Origin of the sequence: Terrabacter sp. GCM10028922 (genome assembly GCF_042666095.1) — a bacterium.
In the GTDB taxonomy this organism is placed as follows: domain Bacteria; phylum Actinomycetota; class Actinomycetes; order Actinomycetales; family Dermatophilaceae; genus Terrabacter.
Genome location: NZ_JBHTFG010000032.1, coordinates 40,649 through 59,247 on the forward strand (window position 1 = coordinate 40,649; position 18,599 = coordinate 59,247).

The window sequence follows — 18,599 nt, forward strand, 5'->3', positions numbered from 1 at the left end:
CCGACGCTAGGGCGACACGACGCATTGCACCAATGCATGCGCCCGGCGCTGACTCATACGATCCAGGCATGACACCGTCGGAGTTCCGGTCCGTCGTGCGGCTGCTGCCGGTCTTCGTCGTGGCCGACGTCGGCCAGGTGACGACGGCGGCCGCCGTGCTCGGGATGCCGCAGCCGACGGTGAGCCGGGCGCTCGCCCGGCTCGGCGTCCTGCTCGGCACCCCGGTGGTCGAGCGCGACGGACGCGGCATCACGCTCACGGCCGCCGGACGAGCCCTGCTGCCCTACGCGCAGGAAGGGGTCGGGGCGCTCGAGCGTGGCGTCGACGTCGTCACGCGCTCGAGCGTCGTCGGCCACGGCACCGTGGGGCTCTCGTTCCAGACCCTCCTCGGCGAGACCGTCGTGCCTGCCCTGATCCGGCGCTTCCGGGACCGGTTCCCCGGCGTGAGGTTCGAGCTCGCGCAGGGTTCGCGGCAGAAGGCCCTCGACGACTTCGAGGCCGGCCGGTGCTCGGTCGCGCTCGTGGCATCGCCGCCCGACCTGCCCGGCGCGTCGACGACGGTGCTCTACGACGAACCGCTCGTCGTCGCCGTCCACCGGTCCCACCCGGCCGCCGGCGCGGCCTCCCTGTCGGTCGAGCGCCTGGCCCGTGACGACGGCGACGAGCTCATCGTGCTCAAGACCGGCTTCGGACTGAGGGGCCGGGTCGAGGAGATCTATGCGGACGCGGGTGTGCCGCTCCGGATCGGCTTCGAGGCCGAGGACGTCCACACCGCAAGGGGACTCGTGGGGGCGGGACTCGGCGTGGCGATCCTGCCCGCCTTCGCGCCGGAGGGTGACGTCGTGCCCGTCGGCCTCGACCACCCGCGGGCCATGCGGACCATCGGGGCCATCGTGCGCCACTCGGCGCGCACGACCCGACCGTGGCAGCCTTCGAGGAGTTCGTGGTCCGGTCGGGCCGGTCGGTGGCCCTCGCGGCGCTCAGCGGGAAAGCTGGATGACGAGCGCGACGAGGCCCGCGACGACGAGCACGGCGATCGTGAGGAGGCCGAAGACGAGCGCGCCCCGCTGCTCGCGGCCCATCTTCTCGCGCCAGCCGGCCCGCTCGGCGGCCTCGCGCACGAGCGTGCGGCCCTCCCCTGACGAGAACGTGTAGTCCACGACAGCCCCGACCTCACCCGTGTCGGCGTCGACGCCGAACTCCTTGTGGAATGACCACGAGTAGATGCGGCCGCGCTGCACCGATCGCTCGGCGTGCAGGCTGAGCCCGCCGTTCGTGGTCGACCCGGCGCCCCAGCGCACCCGGTTCTCGACGTCGGTGATGGCGATGGTGTGGTCGGCCTCGTCGACGCGCACCTCGTGCGTGAAGACACGCTTGAGGCGGTTCTTGCGGATGAGGGTGTACCAGCGCGCGTCGGCGATGTCGATCGTCAGGTCGAAGCCGTACGGTCGTTCGGCCACGACGTACGGTCCGCCGGCCGCGTCCGACCTGACCTGGTCGATGAGCTGCTGTGTGCCGGTCGGTCCTGCGGTCATGAGGGCTCCATCGGTCGTGGGCGGGCAACGGCAGACGAGCCTAGCGCCGGCGGCCATGTTCGCCGCCTCGGGCGGCCAGGTCGGTTGGCGTGAGTGCGTTGCACGCACAAGATGGGGGTATGCCGCCCTCCGCCCCAGCGCGCACCCGGACCCTCCTCGAGGTGGCGTGCGACGAGTCCGGTTCGGAGGGCGAGAAACTCGTCCGCGGCAGCACGCACGTGTTCGCCCACGCGAGCATCGACGTCACGACGGAGCGCGCGCTCGAGACGATCGAGCGGGTGCGGGTCGAGGCCCGTTCACCGGCCACCGAGGTCAAGGCCAGTGTGGTGCTGCGGCCCCAGAACTGGCGTCTGCTCGAGTGGCTGCTCGGTGAGGACGGGCCGTTCCTCGGGCACGCGCAGGTCCACCTGACCGACAAGGCGCTGCACCTGACCGGCCGGATGGTCGCGCTCCTCGATGGGCCGGCACCGTCTCTGGACGCCCACAGGCGAGCGGTCTTCCTGTACGAGGTGGCGCGGCGCCGCCTCGGTCCAGGCCGCTGGGAGGCGGTGCTCGCCGACTTCAACGACATCGTCCGGGCGCGGTCACCCGAGGAGGCGGCAGCGAGCGCCCACTCCCTGTGGGCAGGGCTGCTCGAGCTCGACGACCTCGGGGCGCCGGTCGAGGGGCTGGTGGCGGGAGTGCCTCTCGACGACGCGGGGCTCGACCGGCTCGTCGGTCACGGCCGCACCGTGCTCGACCCGATCGTGCCGGCGCTCGCCGACGTGCTGCGCCACTGGGGTGCGGAGGGCCGCCCGCTCTGGGTCGTCCACGACGTGCAGGCCACACTGACCGACGCCGCGATCCGCACGGCGGTCGGCTCCAGCCCCGGCGGGCCGTCGAACGCGTTGGAGGGCATCACCTTCGTCGACTCGCAGGACGACGCCCGCGTCCAGCTCGCCGACTTCCTCGCGGGCGCGGCCCGGCGCATCGCGGCGCACGTCCTCGAGGGCCGGGCCGATCCCGCCCTCGTCGACCTCATCGCGCCCTACGTCAGCCCGCGCTCGACGTGGCTGGGCGCCTGGCCGTCAGACGGTTCGGCCTAGAGCAGGTCCATCATCTCCACGTCGCACGACCCGGCCCGCATGACCCGGGTCGTGTGGTCGGCAGGCGAGGGCAGCCGGAGGTCGGCCAGCGACGGCGTCACGACGGTCGACGCGGGAGCGGACGTCCGAGGCGCAGCCACGGCCGACGAGCCGGCGAGGGCCGTGACCCCCACGAGCACCGCGGCCGCCGTGGCGGTCAGGGCGCTGCGTCGGGTCAACCGCGTGCGGCGCGTCTCCATCCACCCAGTGTGCGCCCGCCCGGCGAGGGCGTCCATAGCCGGACGAGCGCATCGTTCCGAGGGTCGTGGACGGTCCGTCGGGCAAGCCCCGTCAGGCAGCGGGGAGCCGGGTGATCCAGTACGGCGCCGTGGCCGGTGAGGCGACGCCGAAACGGGCGTTCACGGCCCAGAGCCAGCCACCCGCGAGCGTCGCGGTCGATGGCACCTCGAGCGTGTCGTCGGTGCGTGCGCCGCGCCACTGTGCGGCCCATCCGGTGCTCGTGGGCGTCAGGCGGAGCACCGAGACCTCGTGCTGGCCGCTGCCGCGGACGTTGTAGAGCACGGAGCCGTCGGTCTCGATGCCGTCGCCGCCGATGATGCCGGGACCGCCGCTGACCGGGATCCCGTGCGCCTGGCCGCTGGCGGGCTCGACGTGCCACAGCCCGCCGAACCGGCTGTTGTTGAGGATGATGTCGCCGTCGGGCAGCAGCCGGATCCCGTTGGCGTTGTTGAAGCTTCCGTCGCCCTTCGGCCAGGCCCCGCCCAGCGGCACGAAAGTCGGGCCGCTCGCCGACATCGTCGCGTGGTCATGGGCGATGACGGTGAGGCGGTCGACGCGCGAGTCGGTGACCCAGACGCGGTCGTCGGTGACGACGAGGTCGTTGAGGAAGCCGGCGCCCTCGACGACGACGTCGTGCATGACGGCGCCGGTCGAGGCGTCGACGCACCAGACGTGGCCGACGGTCTTGTCGTCGGTCGTGACGCCACCGACGGCCCAGACCACACCGCAGTGGTCGTCATGGAAGAGGCCACGGAGCGCCCGACCGGGTGCGCCCGGCAGCAGCGTGTCGACGCTGCCGGTGAGCAGGTCGCCGGTGACGATCCGGCCGTCGGCGAGCGACCCGCCGTAGTACGTGGTGCCGGGTCCTGACGTGATGCCTTCCGGGCGCATGCCGGACGGCAGGGCGATCGTCTCGGGCGCGGGAGACAGCGGCGCGGAGACGGCTGCGGCCGACGCAGGCGAGCCTGCGGAGCCGGTGAGGGCGACGAACGCGGAGGCGGCGGCTGTTGTCAGCACCGCTCTGCGTGAGGGGGAGGGCAGGTGAGCGTCCATCACCCATCCTGTGCACAAGAAGTGCCTCTGCGTAAGAGGCGGTGGTGCGATGCCGGCGCCGCGCGTCAGGCCGTCAGCTTCGCCCAGGTGCGGGGGCCGACGATGCCGTCGGCGGTGAGGCCGCGGGACTGCTGGAACGCCTGCGTCTTCGTCGCGGTCATCGAGCCGAACACGCCGTCGGCCGTGAGGCTGTAGCCGCGGTGGGTGAGCAGCTTCTGCGCCGCCACGACCGCCTGACCCTGCGAGCCGCGCTGCACGGTCACGACCAGAGCCGTCCAGGTCCTCGGGCCCACGATGCCATCGGCGACCAGGCCCCTCGAGCGCTGGAAGGAGATGACCCTGCTCTCGGTGATGGCACCGAACGAGCCGTCGACGGTGAGCGAGTATCCGCGCTGGCGCAGCAGGTGCTGGATCGCCGTGGTGCGGAAGCCGTTCGCGCCGCGACGCACCGTCGTCCAGGCGATCGGGGTCGGCGTCGGCGCGCCGCCACGACCGCCGATGCGACGGGCGAGGGCGGCGAGTCTCGCGTCGCCCGGGCGCACGTTGATCTCGAAGTGCATCTCGTCCTTGCGGCCCGAGTAGTCGCCGCCCCACCGCACCACCCCGTCGCAGGCACTGAGGATCGACCGGATGTGCGACCGCTGCGTCGAGCTGAACGTGCCGGAGGCGCCGAGCGGGTGGCGGGGGGCGTTGATGTCGATCGCGGTGCCGCTGGAGTGGTTCGACAGGGACGTGCTGCCCGAGATGACGCGGTAGCTGTGGCCCCAGCACCACCCCTTGACGAGGGCCTCGACCTCGTTGTCGAAACGGCGGGCGACGTAGCCGAGGACCGTGTGGACGTCTCCGCTGCGGACGCCGGCGGGGAAGGTCGCGGCCCCGACCGAGAGGCCGCTGACCGGGATGGCGGAGGTCGACCCGGCGGGCCAGCCGTTCTGCGAGGTCGCGGCCTGCGCGGCGGTCGCGGTGGTCGCGACGAGGCCGCCGCCGAGGAGGAGGCCTCCGGCGCCGCGGATGAGCGTGCGACGCCCGACGGCCGGAGTGGTTGGTTCGTGGAGCTCACACATGACTACCCCTGATCGGTCCGGTGGCGCGGGCGCGGTCGCGTCCGCAGCGCCGACGCTAGGGGCGAGCAGCCTTGGGGTACATGGGGAGAACTCCCCGTCGGCTCGTCAACGCCCGGCCTCCGCGCCCGACGCGACGAGGGCGTCGCCGAGCGACGTGCGCCAGTAGAGCACCTCGCGTCCCGAGCGGCGCCGCAGCACGGTGCCCGCCGCGAGCAGGACCCTGAGGTGGTCCCCGACGCTGCCCAACGGCATACCGGTGCGCGCGACGAGCGCGCTGGTGCTGGAGGGGCCGTCGAGGGTCCGCAGCAGCCGGGCGCGAGCCGACCCGACGAGCCGCTCGAGCCCGTCGTCGGCCTGCCCGTCGACCTCGGCGAGCGCCCCCGTGACGGGGTAGTAGATGGCGTACCGCTTCGGCAGGTCCCAGCCGACGTACGTCGCCGTGCCGTGGGCCGGGACGAAGTAGAGCTCGGCGTCGTCGTCGAGCACCCGGGAGGGCAGGTCGTACCGGTTGATCCGGAGCCGGCCGTCACCGAGCCACTCGCGGTCGCGGCCGAGGTCGCGAAGCACGGCCGCCCAGCCGTGGCTGGCGAGCCGCGCCGTACGCGAGACGATGTCGGCGCGGAGGATGCGTTCGCGCCTCGCCCAGTCGGTCGCGAGGGCATGCGTCCAGACCCACTCGAGCAGCGCCGCCGCGTGCTCCGCCGTGCCGGGCCGGCTGAGCACGCGGGGAAGGTCACGCGTCGGCGAGCTCTCCCGCAGGTGGGCGCGAACTCGCTTGTCCGCCAAGGCCCTCACGTCGTCGAGCTCGTCGGCGAAGCTGCGGCCGGAGCCGGGCGGCGGAAGAGCGAGCCAGTCGGAGATCCAGCCGCGTCGCCAGCTGTGGTCGAGCACGGCCCGGCGCACGGGATGCTCGTCGAGCATCGCCTCGAACGACTCGCGGTGGGCCGCCGAGAACGCCCGGCCCGCCGCGTCGCTGGGGCGCACGATGTCGTTGAGCGCGGCCACGGTCTCGGTGCGCGGCGACAAGACGAACCGGCTCCTGGCCAGCAGGTCGGCCGAGATCTGCCAGGTCCCCATGTTTCGCCTCCATCCGAAAGGTTAGCGACGACCGGCGTCGCGAGGCACGGTGGAGCGTGTGAAGACGTACCGCCAACTGTTCGCCGTTCCCGAGTTCCGCGTCCTCTTCCTCGTCCAGTGCCTCAACATCGGGTCGTATGCCGTCGCGTCCCTCGCGCTCGGCACGATCACCTTCGCAGCCACCGGGTCGCCGGTCCTGACAGCGCTCGCGATGTTCGGCGCGCCCCTCATGCGCATCGCGGGCCAGGCGCTCTTCGGCTCTGGCTCGGACCTCGTCCGCCCGCGCACGGCCCTGCTGCTCATCTTCACGACGACCCTCGTCACCGACCTGCTCCAGGCCGTCCCCGGACTCCCGTGGGGCTGGCGCTTCGTCCTGCTCGCCGTCGGTCCGCTGATCACGTCCGCCCTCGGCGGGAGCATGATCGCGCTCGTCTCCGACATCCTCCCGCCCGACGGCTTCGTCCTCGGCCGGGCGACGATGAACATCGCGGTCGGCGGGATGCAGATCGTCGGCTTCGGCATCGGCGGCCTGCTCCTCATCAGCTTCACGACGACGCAGCTCTTCCTCGGCTCGGCCGCGGCGCTTCTCGTCGCCCTCGTCCTGCTGCGCCTGGGCCTGTCGGACCATCCCCCGCGCGACGCGGGCGCCTCCGTGGTGCGGCGCACGCGCGAGGTGAACCGTCGCCTGCTCGGATCGCCCGTCGTCCGTCCGATCTACCTCACCCTGTGGGTGCCGAACGGCCTCATCGTCGGCTGCGAGGCGCTCTTCGTCCCCTTCGCCGGCGAACGGGCCGGCTACCTCTTCGCCGTCACGGCCGCGGGCATGCTGCTCGGTGACGTCGTCGTCGGACGCTTCCTCTCGATCCCGGTGCGCGACCGGCTCATCGGCCCGCTGCGGCTGCTGCTCGCCGTGCCGTACCTCGCCTTCTTCCTCGTCCCGTCGCTCCCGTATGCCGCCGCGCTGGCCTTCGTGGCGTCCGTGGGCTACTCGGCGAGCCTTCCCCTGCAGGAGCGGCTCGTGACGCACACGGACGGGCAGGCCCGCGGCCAGGTGTTCGGCCTCCAGGGGACGGGCCTCATGGTCGGACAGGCGGTGGGTGCCCTGCTCGGCGGCGCGGTGGCGAGCGGCCTCGGCATGGGTCCGGTGGCGGCGGCACACGCCATGGGTGTCATGGCGGCCGCGTCCGTCCTCGTGTCGGTCGCCCTGACCCCCGGTCTGCGACGGTCGCGTCCCGAGCCCGTTCGCGCCGACTCGAACGCGGTCGCCGGGTCGCGTTAGGGCACGAGGCCGCGGCGGCGCGCGATCGCGGCCGCCTGGGTGCGACCGGCCGCACCCAGCTTGGCGAGCAGGTTGGAGACGTGCACGCTCACGGTCTTGGTGCTGATGTAGAGCTGCTTGCCGATCTGGCCGTTGGTGAGACCACGGGCGAGCAGAGCCAGCACCTCGAGCTCGCGCGGAGTCAGGTCGTGCGTCGCGTTCGCAGTGCCCGACGCGGAGGACCCGGGCCGCACCTCGTCGAGCTCGGTGAGCAGCGGCTTGGCCTCGAGCCGGACGGCCGTCTCGCGGGCCTGCTCGGCGACCTCGCGCGAGCCGGCGTCGTCGCCGGCGGCTCGGAGGGCCGATGCCAGACGGGCCTGCGACCGGGCGGTCTCGAAGACGTGCCCGTAGCGCTCGAACGCACGCACGCTGACCCGCCACGCCTCGACGAGGTCGGCAGCCGCAGGAGGATGGTCGAGGTCGGCCACGCGGCGCAGGCGCAGCACCTCGGCCTCGAGCCGAGCGGTCCACGCCCACGTCTCGCGGCTCGTGTCCTCGAGCGACGCGCCCGCCGAGCGCTCGAACTTCGGGCGGCTCGCCTTCTCCACGGCCGGCCTCAGCTCGCTGATCCGGCGCCCCCGAGACGCCAGCTCGTCGACGAGTGCCACCGCACGGTCGCGTAGCACAGGGTCGGCGTCGGGCACGAGGTCTGCGGCCTGCCCGGCAACGAGTGCTGCGAGCCGCACCACCGCGTGGTAGTCGCCCCAGGCCGCGTCGAGGCTGCGGACGGCGGCCTCGGCGATGTCGAGCACGCCGGCGAGGTCGCCCGCCTGACCGAGGACGTCGACCGCCGGCATGACCGTCAGCACGACGCACAGGCCGTCGACGGGCCACCACTCGCGCATGGCCGCGAAGAGGTGGGGGTCGACGGGCTCGCCCCGGCCGGCCTGAACCAGCAGCATCGCCCCGGTGAAGATCGTGCGACCGGGTTGCGGCGCCGGCGCGCCCTCGAGGTCGAGGCGGCGCACCGCGCCGTCCCAGTCGCCGAGCTCGTAGGCCGTCATGCCGCCGAGCAGTCGGCACTCCTGGCCCCATGGTGCCCACTCGCGGTGGAGCCGTCGGGCCACCGCGGCGCCACGGTCGTAGACGGCGAGGGCGCCCGGCAGATCACCGCGGCGGTGCGAGAGCGACGCGAGCTGGTGCAGGGCACGCAGGAGCAGAGGGTCGTCCGGGTCGATGTCGTCGACGACGCCGCGCAGGTGCAGCTCGACCGACTCGAGGTCCTCCTGCGCCTCGAGGACGCGGGCCATGATCGTGCGCACCTCGGCCAGCGCCCCTCCGAGGCCGAGGCGCTCGGCGAGCAGCGACACCTCGTTGCCGACGACCGCGGCCTCGACGAACGACCCGTTGTCGACGAGCGCCTGCACCCGCGCGACGAGCACCCGCACGCGCCGCTCGTCGGCCTCCTCGCCGATGAGCGAGAGGGCCTCGTCGGTCAGGGCGATCGAGTCGACGGGCAGGTCGAGGATGCGCGAACGCACGACGAGCGTCGCGAGCAGGTCGGCGCGAGCACCCGGCTCCTGCGCCGTGCCCGGGTGGTCGAGCCGGTCGCGGAGCAGGTCGATCGCGCGGATCGGGTCGCCGGCGACCATCGCCGCCCGCGAGGCCCGCAACGTGACCTCGTCGCGCTCGGGGTCGTTCTCGTCGAGCCACGACAGCGCGCGCTCGAAGTGGAGCAGTGCCTCCTGCGGACCACCGACGGCCATCGCGGCCTCGGCGGCGTCGCGGCTCGCCCGCACCGCCGTCGGGAGGTCGCCCATGGCAGCGGCGTGGCGGGCCAGCTCGGACGCGGGAGCGAGGTCGGGGCGCTCGGCGAGCACGGCGGCATACGCCCGGTGGAGCCGCAGGCGCTCGCCCGGCAGGAGGCCGTCGGCCACCGTCTCGCCGAGCAGGGCGTGCCGGAAGGTGTAGGCCGGGGGCCAGCGGGTCTCGAGGACGTGGTGCTCGACGGCGGCCGCGAGGGCGGCCTCGAGGGCCTCGTCGGGCAGGTCGAGGACGCGGGAGAGCAGGTCGTGCCCGATGAACTGGCCACCCTTGAGGGCGACGGCGCGGAGCACGCGTTGGGCGGTGTCGTCGAGCTGCTCGACGCGGGCGCGGAGCACGCGGCTCAGGCCACCGGTGAGCGCCTGGCCGGCTGCGGCGCTCGCGACGAGCTCCTCGGCGAAGAACGGGTTGCCCTGGGCGCGACGCGCGATCTCGGCGGCGGTGCTCGCGTCGGTGGGCGCACCCTCGATGCCGGTGACGAGCTCACGGACGGCGTCGTCGGGCAGCGGGGCGAGCTCGACGTGCTCGAGCCCCGCGATGCGCGCCCACACGGCGAGGGTCTCGTGGAGGGGATGGCGACGGTAGAGGTCGTCGGAGCGGTAGGTCACGACGAGGCCGACGGGCCCGGCGAAGCCGCGGGTCAGCAGCAAGGTGATGAGGTCACGCGAGGAGTGGTCGGCCCAGTGGACGTCCTCGATGACGAGGAGCGAGTGCTGGGAGTCGCCCAGCGCGGAGAGCAGGGCGTGGACGGCCTCGGCCACCTGGCCAGGGTCTGTGGTGCGGCCGGACCGCGCCGGGTCGTGCGCTTCGGGACGCCCCGGAAGGAGGTGGCCGAGGCTGGGGTGCAGGTCGAGCACGCGCTCGACGACCTCCGGGTGGCCGGCGTCGACCGCACCGACGAGCTCGACGAACGGCAGGTACGCCAGGCTGCTGCCTGCCTGGCCGACGCAGTGCCCGACCGCCGTGAACCAGTCGGCGTCGCCCGCCTCGGTGACGAGCTGACCGACGAGGCGCGACTTGCCGATGCCGGCGTCACCGGACAGCACGACGACGCCACCGGGCCGGGCCCCCGGGGTGGGGCGCAGTCCGATGGCGTCGGTGAGACGGGACAGGTCGCTGTCCCTCCCGATGAGAGGGCCGGTGCTGATCGGCATACGCGGAATCATCGCGTACTCCGCCGACAGCAGCGGGACGGTGGGCGACATCGGTCGCGTCGCCGTCGTCACCGTGTGCGGCCCGGGTTGTTCTCCTCTCGGGAGATCCGCGCGAACGTGCGGCGCATGATCTCGAGCGACGAGTCGCGACGGACGCGACGGCGTTGCGGGTAGCGGGCCTCGATCTCGAGCTGGATGGTGCGGAAGTCGACGTGCTGGGTGGTCATGGCCGATCCTCTGTGAGTGCCGTTCTGGACTCCTCCAGACTCGGCCGCTGAGGTAGGACCCCACATCGGACGACCTCCCTATACCTGCGGCCGGGCTACCTCAGATCTGCCTGGCGCACTACCTCAGGCGAGGACGAGGGTGGCGGCGATCGCGAACATGACGAGCGCGATGACGACGTCGAGCACGCGCCACGTGGCGGGCCGGGCGAACAGTGGTGCGAGCAGGCGTGCGCCGTAGCCGAGAGCCGTGAACCAGCCGACGCTCGCGGTCGCCGCCCCGGCCGTGAACCACCAGCGGCCGTCGGGGCCGTGCTGGTTGGCGAGCGACCCGACGAGCAGGACCGTGTCGAGGTAGACGTGCGGGTTGAGCCAGGTCAGGGCGAGGACGGTCGTCAGGACGCCGCTGCGAGACGGGACCGTGCCCTCCGCCTCGAGACCCTTGGGACGGCGAGCGTTGCGGAGGCACAGCAGTCCGTAGCCGACGAGGTATGCCGCCCCGATCCACCGCACCGCCGTGAGCACTCCCGGCTGGGCCGTCACCAGGCCGCCGATGCCGAGGACACCCGCGACGACGAGGACCGCGTCGCTGACGGCGCACACGAGCACGACGAGACCGACGTGCCGACGGGTGAGGCCGGTGCGCAGGACGTAGGCGTTCTGCGCACCGATGGCGACGATGAGGGAGGCCATGGTGAGGAAGCCGGGCACGAGGGAGGTCACGTCTTCGACGGTAGGGCTCTGGCACTCATCAGTGAAGCGAAGGTTCCTTCAGCATCATTAGCATGGCTGCATGCGCCTGCAGCCCGAGCACCTGGCCACGTTGCTCGCCATCGTCGACACGGGGACGTTCGACGCGGCAGCGCGGAGGCTGCACGTCACGCCCTCGGCGGTGAGTCAGCGCGTCAAGGCGCTCGAGGTCGAGGTGGGGCAGGTCGTCATCGTGCGCTCGGCCCCGTGTCGAGCCACGTCGGCGGGGGAGGTGCTCGTGCGCCTGGCCCGCCAGCAGGCCCTGCTCGAGTCGGAGGCGCTCGCCGGACTGACTGCCGTAGCCGGCGAGCGCGTCGACCTGCCCATCGCCGTCAACGCCGACTCGATGTCGACGTGGTTCGGAGCGGTGCTCGGTGAGGTCGCGGCGTGGGACGACGTCGTGCTGCGGGTGCACGTCGAGGACCAGGACCACTCGGCGCGGCTGCTGCGCTCCGGCGAGGTCCTCGGCGCCGTGACGTCCGACCCGACACCGGTGCAGGGCTGTTCGACCGAGCCGCTGGTGACGCTGCGCTACGTGCCCGCGGCCACGCCAGGCATCGTCGAGCGACACCGGAGTAGGCGTGGGATCGACTGGGCCACCATGCCGCTCGTCCGGTTCAACGACAAGGATGACATCCAGCAACGGATCCTCGACCGGCACGGCGTCACGAACGTGCCACCGACCCATCAGGTGCCCGACGGTGGCGGCTTCGTCGCGGCCGTACGCGCCGGGCTGGGCTGGGGCGCGCTGCTGACCACCCAGCTCGCCCCCGGTCTCGAGTCCGGCGATCTCGTCCGGCTGGGCAGCCGCGACCACGTCGACGTGCCCCTCTACTGGCAGCGGTGGCGGCTGCCCTCCGAGCGTCTCGACCGGCTCAGCACGGCGCTCAGGACGGCGGCAGAGGCGGCGGGTCCGACGGCCCGCCGGCGGACGACGCGTCCTGCTGCAGCCACGCCCGCCACGCGGCATACCCGCCGATGACGTCGGTCGCCCGGTGGATGCCGAGGTCCTGGAGCGCCGCAGCCGCGAGGCTGCTGCTGTAGCCCTCCTGGCAGAGGACGATGACCTCGAGGTCGTGGCTCGCGATGGGCAGGGCGGCGTCGCTGGCGGGGTCGAGCCGCCACTCGAGGACGTTGCGCTCGATCACGGTCGCGAAGGGCAGCTCGCCCTCGGCCTCCCGCTGGGCCGCCGGCCTCGTGTCGACGACGACCGCGCCCCGTGACCGTGCCGCGTCGGCCTCCTCGGGTGTGAGGCGGTGCAGACGCGCACGGGCGTCGGCGAGCACCTCGTCGATGGTGCGCGGCCGGCTCACCAGTCCACCCCCACCGCGGCGTGCTCGTCGACCTCGAGGATGCCGTCGACGTTGCGGTAGTTGGTCATGGCGGTCAGCTTGGGGGCATAGACGTGCAGGCTCACGGCGGGGTCGGATCCGGCGTTGGTGACCCGGTGCAGATGGCGAGTGCCGAAGGTGCGCTGTTCACCGGGACTGAGCTGCACGCCGGGACCGGTCGCTCGGCGCAGGTCGTCGAGGTCGACGGCCGTCCGATAGCCCGCGACCTCCTCCGTGAGCGTGCCCTGCAGGACGACGAAGGAGCCGGCGCTGCCGCCGTGGTCGTGCCACGGCGTGCCCTGGCCGGGGAGCCACGTCAGCAGCCATGCCTCGTGGTCGTGGTCGGCGTGCAGGCGCGCGTAGTAGCGCGTGATGGGGTCGAAGTCGACGAGCCCGGACCAGAGGGTGCGCTGGCGGGCGAGGCGACGGGCGGTGTCTGCGAGGTTGACGGAGGTGCGCTGGGCGCCGCGGGACATGGTGATGCCTTTCGAGTCGAGCAGAGTGGGGAGGAGGATCGCTCGGGAGGGTGCCCGGAGCCAGTGGCTCAGCGGGTCGTGTCACTCCCGAGCGGGCGACAGACGCGCATTCGCCGCACGCCTCGTCCCGGACACATGGCGGTCGTGAAGGCGGACTCGAGGCTCCTCCACCGACGTACATAACCATGCGTTCTCATAAGACAAACGTTAACTTATGGTGTTCGCATCGTGCAAGCGGCTTGCCTTTAGGTAAGGCTCACCTATCTAATGAGCGCGTGCTCGCGCCTTCCCTCGCGCCCGCGGTCGCGCCCACCGCGCCCGATGGGACGCGCCTGCCGTGGCTCGACCTCGCGGGTGACGCCGACGCCCCCGCGGTCGTGCTTCCCGGGCGGGTCGTGCGCCGTGGCGAGCTGCGCGCCCTGGTCGACTCGGCCGCCCGGCACCTGGCCGGCACTCGTCGCCTCGTGCTCGTCGCGATGGACAACCGTCTCGAGGCCCTCGTCGCCTACCTCGCTGCGCTGCGCGAGGGACATGCGGTCCTGGTCACCCCCGGCGACCGGCCTGATACGCGCGACGCGCTCCGGGCGGCGTGGGACCCCGATGTCGAGGTGGCCCCCGACGGGACGGTGCTCGTGCACCGCGACGCGCCGGCGACCGACCTGCACCCCGACCTGGCTCTGCTCCTCAGCACGAGCGGGTCCACCGGCTCGCCCAAGCTCGTGCGCCTGTCCTGGGACAACGTCGCCGCGAACGCGGAGCAGATCGCCGGCTTCCTCCAGATCCGCGAGTCCGACTGTGCCGTGACGTCCCTGCCCCTGCACTACTGCTACGGACTGTCGGTCCTGCACAGCCACCTGGCCCGCGGCGCGAGCATCGCGCTGACCGACCTCTCGGTCGTCGACCCATGCTTCTGGGACCTCGCCCGTGCGGCCGGAGCCACGTCCTTCGCCGGTGTGCCGTGGACCTTCGAGATGTTGGAGCGGTCCGGCTTCGCCGACCTCGACCTCCCGACCCTGCGCTACGTCACGCAGGCCGGCGGCCGCCTCGACCCCGACCGGGTGCGGCACTGGGCCGAGCTCGGGCGCGCGCGCGGCTGGGACCTCTTCGTCATGTACGGCCAGACCGAGGCGACCGCGCGGATGGCGTACCTGCCGCCCGACCTCGCCACCACGCACGCCGGGGCCATCGGCCGGCCGGTCCCGGGAGGCGAGTTCGAGATCGAGGACGGCGAGCTCGTCTACACCGGCCCGAACGTGATGCTCGGCTACGCGACGACGGCTGCCGACCTCGCGCTCGGTCGTACCGTGAGCCGGCTGCGCACGGGCGACCTCGGGCGTCGTCGCCCCGACGGTCTCTACGAGGTGACCGGGCGGTCGAGCCGGCACGTCAAGGTGCTCGGACACCGCGTCGACCTCGACGTCGTCGAGCAGCGCCTACGGGCCGGGGGTCGCGACGTGCGGGTGGCCGGCCGTGAGGGGCTCGTGGCCGTGACCGTCCGCGACTGCGGCGACCAGGGTGCCGTCAGGCGGGCCGTCAGCGACCTCGCGCACGTGCCGTTCGGGGGCGTACGCGTCGTCGAGGTCAGCGACCACCCCATGCTCCCGGGCGGCAAGGTCGACCAGCGCGGCATCGTCGCCCTCGCCGAGGCGGGGCTGGACAAGCCCCAGGGTTCCCCTGACTCGCTTGTGCCCCGGTCGGACTCGGTCGAGCGGCTGTATGCCGTCACCCTCCACCGTGACCGTGTGCCGCACGACGCCACCTTCGCCTCGCTCGGCGGCGACTCGCTCAGCTACGTCGAGGTGTCACTCCGACTCGAGTCGCTCATCGGTGACCTTCCTGCCGCGTGGCACGTCACGCCCGTGGCCCGGTTGCAGGAGCTCGCCGACGCGGCGGCCCGGGGCACGTCTCGCCCCGCCGGCGAGGGCACGGGTGACGCGACGACGCGGACGGCATCCGGCCTCGGGGGTCCTGACGGTCGGCTCGCCCGCGCGCTGCGGCGGCGCACGGTCGAGACGAGCGTATGGCTGCGCGCGCTCGCGATCCTGCTCATCGTCGGCACCCACGCAGACCTCTTCTCGCTCCAGGGCACGGCCCACGCGCTGCTCGTCCTCGTCGGCTACAACGTCGCGCGGTTCGCGCTCACCGCGCCCCAGCGGCGCGACCGTCTCACGGCTCTCGCGCGGGGGCTCGTCCGCGTCGTCGCTCCCACTCTTGCCGTCGTCGTCCCGGCCCACGTCGTCTGGGGCTACTACGAGCCGCGCAACCTGTTCCTCGCCAACTGGGTGTTCGGTGAGGAGCGGCTCGGTCCGCCGTGGCGGTTCTGGTTCATCGAGGCGATCGTCCTGGCCCTCGTCGTGGCGATCGCCCTCACTGCCGTGCCGGCCGTCGCCCGCGTCGAACGGCGCTGGCCCTTCGGCCTGCCGGTCGCGCTGACGCTGGCGGCTTTCACGGTGCGCCTCGAGCTCTTCGAGCTACCCGTTCCACGGATGCAGGGATCGGCGCTCGTCGTGCTCTTCCTCTTCTTCCTCGGCTGGGCCATCGCGCGCGTGTCGAGTCCGCGCGAGCGGTGGGTTGCGACGGCGGGGGCGGTCCTGCTCGTGGGCACGTTCTCCGGCAACCCGGCGCGCGACGCCCTCTCCCTGGCGGTCGTGCTCGCGCTCGTCTGGTGGCCCACGACGCGGGTTCCGAGCGGTCTGGTCCCGCTCGTGCAGGTGCTCGCGGCGAGCTCGCTCTTCGTCTATGTCATCCACTGGCAGGTGCTGGAGCACCTCTGGGGGAAGCCGCTGCTCGCGTTCCTGGGGTCGATGGCCGCCGGCGTCGCCTACTGGGTGGCGTGGACGCGTGTCCTGCCGTGGGCTGGCGGCAAATTGTCCACACCTGACCGGAAAAGGGGCGGCGCGCTGTCGGTGCCGGCGCCTACCGTCGTCGGGTGACCACGGACACCCGCACCGCATCCGAGCCGAGCACCTCGCGCCGCACGACGTTGCTCGTCGTCGCCGCCGTCGCGGTGACCCTGCTGCTGTGGGCGTCGGCGTTCGTCGCGATCCGTCACCTCGGCCGCGATGTGCCACCCGGAGCCCTGTCGCTCGGGCGGCTGCTCATCGCTGCAGCGGCGCTGGCCTTCTTCGTCTTCCGCCGCCCGCGCACCTGGCCCGCGCGCAGTGACTGGCCGTTGCTGCTGCTGTGCGGAGTCGGCTGGTTCGGCGTCTACAACCTCGCCCTCAACGAGGCCGAGCGGCGCATCGATGCCGGCACGTCGGCGCTCATCGTGCAGATCGGGCCGATCATCGTGGCCCTGCTCGCGACCGTCTTCCTCGGCGAGGCCATGTCGCGGTGGCTGCTCATCGGGATGGCGGTCGGCTTCGCCGGGGTCGTCGTCATCGCTCGCGGCTTCTCCTCGGGCGACTCGGGCGACATGGTCGGGGTGTGGCTGGCCGTCCTCGCCGCGGTGACGTATGCCGTCGGCGTCCTCGCGCAGAAGCCCCTCCTCGGGCGGCTGCCTGGCCCGGAGGTGACGTGGCTCGCCTGCGTCATCGGGGCGGTCGTGTGCCTGCCCTGGACCGGAGAGCTCGTGACGGTCGTGCGCGAGAGTGACGCGAGCACCCTGTGGTGGATCGCCTACCTCGGCATCTTCCCGACGGCCATCGCGTTCTCGACCTGGGCCTACGTGCTCGCTCGCAGCGATGCGGGCAAGCTGACGCTGACGACCTTCCTCGTGCCGTTCATCGCGACGCTCATCGCGTGGGCTTTGCTGTCCGAGGTGCCGCCGGGGCTCACGTTCGTCGGCGGTGCGCTGTGCATCGGCGGCGTGCTGCTGACCCGCCGCAAGCCGAAGAGCGCCGCGGCGTCCGTGGAATGAGCGACGTGCCGAATCCATCTGTGCGGTAGCCGGATTCGTGCGTCTCCTCTGTGGACAACTCTTGCCCCGGGAGTCGAACTGGTGTTCTACTGGAGGGGTAGGCAAGCCCGGGTGAGAGGAGTGAGTTCGTGCCATTCCTCGACACCTGGCGCTCGCCGTTCGAGCCGGTCATCCACCTGAGCTTCACGGGCACCGGGCTGGCGTTCCGGAGGCGGCAGGACGCTCGGGACGCTCTAGAAGGGCAGGAGGGGCAGGACGGGTGCGGCCCGTCCGCGGGTGATGGGGTGCGGAGCCCGTCGCTGGATGAGGCGGCGGATGCGGTGTTGGCGCAGATCGAGCGCCTCGAGGTGCAGAAGGCGCGCCTCGAGGCGGGGATCGTCGATGCGTATGCGGCGTTGCACACGATCGAGGAGCAGCAGCTGGCGCGGTTGGTGACGCGGGCGCCGGTGCCGTTGACGGCCGAGCAGGTCGTGACGCAGGAGATCGCGTGCGCGACCGGGGTCGGGGCGGCGGAGGTGTCGCGGCGGTTGGAGCTGGCGAGGGCGCCGCGGCGTCACCGGGTGCTGCGCGAGCGGCTGCGGGCCGGGTCGGTGAGCCTGTACCGGGCGTTGCAGGTCGTCGCCGAGACGCGGCTGCTGGCCGACGTGGTGCTGCCCGAGCTCGAAGTCACGGTGCTGGCCCCGGCGCCGGACGGTTCGGTGGCCTCGCAGCCGCTGTTCGCGACGCGGCTGCGCCGGTGTGTGCGGTCGGCGGACTCGCGCGGCGAGCAGCAGCGGCGGCGCTGGGCGGCCGGTCGGCGCACGGCCTACGGCCGCGTCGTCGAGGACGGTATGGGGACGTTCACCGTTGTCGCGACGGCCGAGCGGGTCGTTGGGGTCCTGGACCGGGTCGACGCGCTGGCCCGGTCGGCTCGCGCGGCCGGTGACGAGCGCACTCTGGAGCAGCTGCGTAGTGATGTCCTGTGCGACCTGGCCCTGTTCGGCGTCGTGCCGGCCGGCTCCGCCGCCGCCGATGGCGACGGCCTCACCTGCGGCGGGCTGCTGGCGGAGGCGCCGCCGGCGGTGGTGCGGATCGTGGTGCCGTTCGAGGTCGCGGCCGGCCTGTCGGACGCGGCGTGCGAGATCCCGGGCCATGGGTGGGTCACGGCGGGGCACGCGCGGCGGATCATGACGGCGCCGGGCTCGGTGTGGCAGCGGCTCGCGGTCGAGGTGGACTCGGGCAGGGCGCTCGAGCTGTCGACCGAGAGGTACGCGCCGACCCCGGCGATGGTCGAGCACGTCCGCGCGGTGGACGGGGTCTGCCGGGCGCCAGGCTGTCAGGTGCCGGCGCCGCGGTGCGACCTGGACCACCTCGTGCCGTGGCCGCGGGGTGAGACGCGTGTCTCGAACTTCGAGTCGCTGAGCCGGGGCTGCCACAACGGGAAGACGGCCGGAGTGTGGACCGTCTGCCGGGTCGGCGATGACGGGATCTCGTGGACCTCGCTGGCGGGCCGGGAGTACATCACCTACCCGAAGGACTGGCGCGAAGCCCTGCGCGACCCCGGCACAGGCCCACCCGACGACCCGCCCGACGACCCACCCGACGACCCACACGACACATCGGCTGACGACCCGCCACCCTTCTGACGCGC

General features: G+C 72.9%; 16 protein-coding genes. 7 read left to right on the plus strand and 9 right to left on the minus strand.

Going from position 1 to position 18,599, the window contains the following annotated elements; all coding sequences use genetic code 11:
- Positions 1–68: 68 nt before the first annotated feature.
- The gene (locus ACFQU3_RS20560) at positions 69–1,142 is read left to right on the plus strand and encodes a LysR family transcriptional regulator (RefSeq protein WP_385913247.1); all 1,074 of its coding nucleotides are present in this window, start codon (positions 69–71) and stop codon (positions 1,140–1,142) included.
- Between the two features lie 512 nt (positions 1,143–1,654).
- Positions 1,655–2,620, plus strand: coding sequence for a hypothetical protein (locus tag ACFQU3_RS20565; RefSeq protein WP_385913249.1), 966 nt, complete (start codon positions 1,655–1,657; stop codon positions 2,618–2,620).
- On the opposite strand, the gene ACFQU3_RS20570 is transcribed toward ACFQU3_RS20565, so the two are convergent.
- The 4 genes from ACFQU3_RS20570 to ACFQU3_RS20585 all read right to left on the minus strand — a co-directional run bounded on the left by ACFQU3_RS20570 (position 2,617) and on the right by ACFQU3_RS20585 (position 6,093).
- Positions 2,617–2,859, minus strand: a complete 243-nt coding sequence (locus ACFQU3_RS20570; RefSeq protein WP_385913251.1) for a hypothetical protein — start codon at positions 2,857–2,859, stop codon at positions 2,617–2,619. The genes ACFQU3_RS20565 and ACFQU3_RS20570 overlap by 4 nt on opposite strands.
- A gap of 91 nt (positions 2,860–2,950) precedes the next feature.
- A complete protein-coding gene (locus tag ACFQU3_RS20575) occupies positions 2,951–3,952 on the minus strand; it encodes a hypothetical protein (protein ID WP_385913253.1) in 1,002 nt (333 codons plus the stop codon).
- A 65-nt stretch (positions 3,953–4,017) separates the two neighbouring features.
- Positions 4,018–5,016, minus strand: coding sequence for a peptidoglycan-binding protein (locus ACFQU3_RS20580; RefSeq protein WP_385913255.1), 999 nt, complete (start codon positions 5,014–5,016; stop codon positions 4,018–4,020).
- Positions 5,017–5,121: 105 nt separating this feature from the next.
- On the minus strand, positions 5,122–6,093 hold the full coding sequence (locus tag ACFQU3_RS20585) for an ArsR/SmtB family transcription factor (RefSeq protein WP_385913257.1): 972 nt from the start codon (positions 6,091–6,093) through the stop codon (positions 5,122–5,124).
- A gap of 58 nt (positions 6,094–6,151) precedes the next feature.
- Between ACFQU3_RS20585 and ACFQU3_RS20590 the strand changes: the two genes are divergently transcribed.
- On the plus strand, positions 6,152–7,372 hold the full coding sequence (locus tag ACFQU3_RS20590; protein WP_385913259.1) for an MFS transporter: 1,221 nt from the start codon (positions 6,152–6,154) through the stop codon (positions 7,370–7,372).
- Here ACFQU3_RS20590 and ACFQU3_RS20595 read toward each other — a convergent pair.
- The 3 genes from ACFQU3_RS20595 to ACFQU3_RS20605 form a co-directional block, all read right to left on the minus strand.
- Complete coding sequence (locus ACFQU3_RS20595; RefSeq protein WP_385913261.1) at positions 7,369–10,380, minus strand: AAA family ATPase; 3,012 nt, start codon at positions 10,378–10,380, stop codon at positions 7,369–7,371. The genes ACFQU3_RS20590 and ACFQU3_RS20595 overlap by 4 nt on opposite strands.
- A 17-nt stretch (positions 10,381–10,397) precedes the next feature.
- Complete coding sequence (locus ACFQU3_RS20600; protein WP_385913263.1) at positions 10,398–10,556, minus strand: hypothetical protein; 159 nt, start codon at positions 10,554–10,556, stop codon at positions 10,398–10,400.
- A gap of 123 nt (positions 10,557–10,679) precedes the next feature.
- Positions 10,680–11,276 carry a LysE/ArgO family amino acid transporter gene (locus ACFQU3_RS20605; RefSeq protein ID WP_385913265.1) on the minus strand — a complete coding sequence of 199 codons (597 nt, stop codon included), beginning with the start codon at positions 11,274–11,276 and terminating at the stop codon, positions 10,680–10,682.
- A 70-nt stretch (positions 11,277–11,346) separates the two neighbouring features.
- On the opposite strand from ACFQU3_RS20605, the gene ACFQU3_RS20610 reads away from it, so the two are divergent.
- Positions 11,347–12,285: a LysR family transcriptional regulator ArgP gene (locus ACFQU3_RS20610; protein WP_385913267.1), complete on the plus strand. Its 939-nt coding sequence runs from the start codon at positions 11,347–11,349 to the stop codon at positions 12,283–12,285.
- Here ACFQU3_RS20610 and ACFQU3_RS20615 read toward each other — a convergent pair.
- The gene (locus tag ACFQU3_RS20615; protein ID WP_385913269.1) at positions 12,191–12,616 is read right to left on the minus strand and encodes a rhodanese-like domain-containing protein; all 426 of its coding nucleotides are present in this window, start codon (positions 12,614–12,616) and stop codon (positions 12,191–12,193) included. The two genes, ACFQU3_RS20610 and ACFQU3_RS20615, sit on opposite strands and share 95 nt — an antisense overlap.
- Positions 12,613–13,110, minus strand: a complete 498-nt coding sequence (locus tag ACFQU3_RS20620) for a cysteine dioxygenase (protein ID WP_385913271.1) — start codon at positions 13,108–13,110, stop codon at positions 12,613–12,615. The genes ACFQU3_RS20615 and ACFQU3_RS20620 overlap by 4 nt, the downstream gene beginning before the upstream one ends.
- Positions 13,111–13,385: 275 nt before the next feature.
- Between ACFQU3_RS20620 and ACFQU3_RS20625 the strand changes: the two genes are divergently transcribed.
- The 3 genes from ACFQU3_RS20625 to ACFQU3_RS20635 all read left to right on the plus strand — a co-directional run bounded on the left by ACFQU3_RS20625 (position 13,386) and on the right by ACFQU3_RS20635 (position 18,594).
- Positions 13,386–16,043: an AMP-binding protein gene (locus tag ACFQU3_RS20625; RefSeq protein WP_385913273.1), complete on the plus strand. Its 2,658-nt coding sequence runs from the start codon at positions 13,386–13,388 to the stop codon at positions 16,041–16,043.
- Positions 16,040–16,969, plus strand: coding sequence for a DMT family transporter (locus tag ACFQU3_RS20630; protein WP_385913275.1), 930 nt, complete (start codon positions 16,040–16,042; stop codon positions 16,967–16,969). The genes ACFQU3_RS20625 and ACFQU3_RS20630 overlap by 4 nt, the downstream gene beginning before the upstream one ends.
- Positions 16,970–17,097: 128 nt before the next feature.
- Positions 17,098–18,594 (plus strand): HNH endonuclease, encoded by a 1,497-nt coding sequence (locus tag ACFQU3_RS20635; RefSeq protein WP_385913277.1) that lies wholly within the window; start codon positions 17,098–17,100, stop codon positions 18,592–18,594.
- Positions 18,595–18,599 lie beyond the last annotated feature (5 nt).

Excerpts from the sequence above, each read along its gene's own strand:
- ACFQU3_RS20570 (WP_385913251.1), bottom strand. The coding sequence starts at position 2,859 with ATGGAGACGCGCCGCACGCGGTTGACCCGACGCAGCGCCCTGACCGCC.
- ACFQU3_RS20580 (WP_385913255.1), bottom strand. The coding sequence starts at position 5,016 with ATGTGTGAGCTCCACGAACCAACCACTCCGGCCGTCGGGCGTCGCACG.
- ACFQU3_RS20585 (WP_385913257.1), bottom strand. The coding sequence starts at position 6,093 with ATGGGGACCTGGCAGATCTCGGCCGACCTGCTGGCCAGGAGCCGGTTC.
- ACFQU3_RS20560 (WP_385913247.1), top strand. The coding sequence starts at position 69 with ATGACACCGTCGGAGTTCCGGTCCGTCGTGCGGCTGCTGCCGGTCTTC.
- ACFQU3_RS20595 (WP_385913261.1), bottom strand. The coding sequence starts at position 10,380 with ATGTCGCCCACCGTCCCGCTGCTGTCGGCGGAGTACGCGATGATTCCG.
- ACFQU3_RS20565 (WP_385913249.1), top strand. The coding sequence starts at position 1,655 with ATGCCGCCCTCCGCCCCAGCGCGCACCCGGACCCTCCTCGAGGTGGCG.
- ACFQU3_RS20620 (WP_385913271.1), bottom strand. The coding sequence starts at position 13,110 with ATGTCCCGCGGCGCCCAGCGCACCTCCGTCAACCTCGCAGACACCGCC.
- ACFQU3_RS20600 (WP_385913263.1), bottom strand. The coding sequence starts at position 10,556 with ATGACCACCCAGCACGTCGACTTCCGCACCATCCAGCTCGAGATCGAG.
- ACFQU3_RS20610 (WP_385913267.1), top strand. The coding sequence starts at position 11,347 with ATGCGCCTGCAGCCCGAGCACCTGGCCACGTTGCTCGCCATCGTCGAC.
- ACFQU3_RS20575 (WP_385913253.1), bottom strand. The coding sequence starts at position 3,952 with ATGGACGCTCACCTGCCCTCCCCCTCACGCAGAGCGGTGCTGACAACA.